Genomic DNA, 548 nt, shown 5'->3' on the forward strand with positions numbered 1-548 from the left:
CACTCGGGGCACTCGGGCTGCACGCGAACGCGACGCACCTTCGTCTTCCGCTCCCAGTCCGCACAGTGCAGACAGAGCAGGCGCACGCGGTCGTTCCGGATGCGTTCTTTCACGGCCTCGATCACGCTCGCGTCGGCGTTCTCCGGAACGAGGAGCTCGCGCCCGCTGGACCGGCCACCGGTCCCGATCGGGGTATGCTCGCGGGCCGTCTCCAGTCGGACGTTCGTCTCGTCGTCGCGGAGTCGATCGAGCAGATCCGCGGTTTCGTCGACAGCGAGGTCGACGTGGAAGACCTCCCTGACGGCCTCGTCGTAGACCGGCGTGTCTTCGAGCGCGGCCAGCAGCCGATCCGCGCCGAAGCGTTCGCGGCCCTGATAGCGCTTGAGCGCGCCGAACTTCGCGGCGACCTGCGCCAGCGTGAACTTCAGCGCGTCGGAGTTCTTCAGCGCGAGTTCGAGGACGGCTTCGACGTGGCTCGGATCGGTCGTCTCCACCACCTCGGTGACGTCGCGGAGGGACGCACGCGTCGGCACTTCGAGTTCGATCCG

1 pseudogene is annotated in these 548 nt (G+C 68.1%); it reads right to left on the reverse strand.

Annotation, left to right across the window (positions count from 1 at the left end):
* Positions 1 to 548: pseudogene (locus DEQ92_RS21655) on the reverse strand (helicase); the annotation flags it as partial.

Origin of the sequence: Haloferax sp. Atlit-6N, from assembly GCF_003383195.1 — an archaeon.
Classification (GTDB): Archaea; Halobacteriota; Halobacteria; order Halobacteriales; family Haloferacaceae; genus Haloferax; species Haloferax gibbonsii.